Here is a 1,739-nt window from a genome sequence, read left to right on the forward strand (position 1 = left end):
ACATTGGCTGGTCCAACATCGGCGTCTACAACCAAGGCATGATGGCCGGTCGCACCCCTCACCTCGATAAGCTCGCCAATGAAGGCATGCGCTTTACCGATTACTACGCCGAGGCCAGTTGCACAGCCGGACGCGCCAACTTCATTACTGGTGAACTGCCGATCCGTACCGGCATGACCACCGTCGGCCAGGCCGGCTCGCCCATCGGCATTCCCGCCCAAGCCGTGACCATCGCCACCGCCCTGAAATCCATGGGTTACGCCACGGGTCAGTTCGGCAAGAACCACCTGGGTGACCTCAACCAATTCCTGCCCACCGTTCACGGCTTTGACGAGTTCTTTGGTTACCTCTACCACCTCGATGCCATGGAAGACCCGGCGCATCCCAATTATCCGAAAGAGCTGCTGAATACCGTTGGCCCGCGCAACATGGTGCACAGCTGGGCAACGACGACCGACGATACGACTGAGATGCCACGCTGGGGCAAGGTAGGCAAACAGAAAATCGAAGACGCCGGCACGCTTTACCCGGAGCGAATGGAGACGGTGGACGACGAAATCCGCGACAAAGCTTTCGCTTTCGTGGACAAGGCCAAACAGGATAAAAAACCGTTCTTCCTGTGGTTGAACCCGACCCGCATGCACATCGTTACTCACCTGTCCGATAAGTACCAAAATCTGCGCACCTCGGAAAATGGCTGGTCGGAACAGGAAGCAGGCATGGCGCAACTCGACGACATCGTCGGTGAAGTAATGGCCAAGCTGAAAAAAGAAGGCATGGATGAAAACACCATTGTGGTCTTCACCACCGACAATGGTGCGGAAAACTTCACCTGGCCAGACGGCGGCACCACCCCGTTTGCCATGGGTAAAGGCACCGTAATGGAAGGCGGCTTCCGGGTGCCTGCAATCGTTCGCTGGCCCGGTAACGTGCCGGCTAACACGATTGGCAACGGCATCATGTCCGGTATGGACTGGTTCCCGACTTTCGTAACTGCGGCGGGAAATCCGAACATCACCCAAGAACTGCTCAAGGGCAAACAACTGGGTGACACGACTTACAAAGTGCACCTCGATGGCTACGACCAGACACCGATGATCACCGGCAAAGGTCCGTCAAACCGGCATGAGATTTGGTACTTTGGGGAGAGCGCCCTGGGTGCAGTCCGCATCGATGACTTCAAATACCGTTTCATCGATCAGCCTGGCGGCTGGCTGGGCGCCAAGGTTGCACTGGACATGCCGATCCTGACCAACTTGCGACTCGATCCGTTCGAACGCATGGGCTGGCCGGAAAACATGGCAGCCAGCGGCTCGCTGGCCTATTTCGAGTGGTTCAAGTTCCAGTTCTGGCGCTTTGTGTTTGTTCAGGGTCAGGTAATGAAGCTGGCCGAAACCGCGATTGAGTATCCGCCGATGCAAAAAGGCGCGAGCTTCAACCTGGATGCGGTCAAGGAAAAGATCGAACACGCACGAACGGCAATGGGTAAATAAATCATCGACTACAAGGGCGGCCAATATTGGCCGCCTTTTCTATAGCGATCATTTATTTATGCTTTAAGGACAACCTATGCAGAACAAAAAATTCGCCTTTCCTGCTGTGGCGATGCTGACATTTTGCTGTCAGCAGGTTCAGGCGGGCGGCATCATGCTCTACGAAATCGGCACCGATAACGTCGGCCTGGCCAATGCCGGCGCCGCCGCCCGAGCTCAAGGCCCCTCCACCATTGCCAGTAACCC

Annotated in this window: 1 protein-coding gene and 1 pseudogene; both read left to right on the forward strand. The window is 56.2% G+C overall.

The window, feature by feature from the left end; all coding sequences use genetic code 11:
• Nucleotides 1–1,493 (forward strand): arylsulfatase (locus tag AC1DRJ_RS26570; protein ID WP_477804769.1); only part of this gene is annotated, 1,493 nt, incomplete at its 5' end.
• Between the two features lie 76 nt (nucleotides 1,494–1,569).
• Nucleotides 1,570–1,739 (forward strand): annotated as a pseudogene (locus AC1DRJ_RS26575) (transporter); the annotation flags it as partial.

Source organism: Pseudomonas sp. P5_B2, from assembly GCF_056400445.1.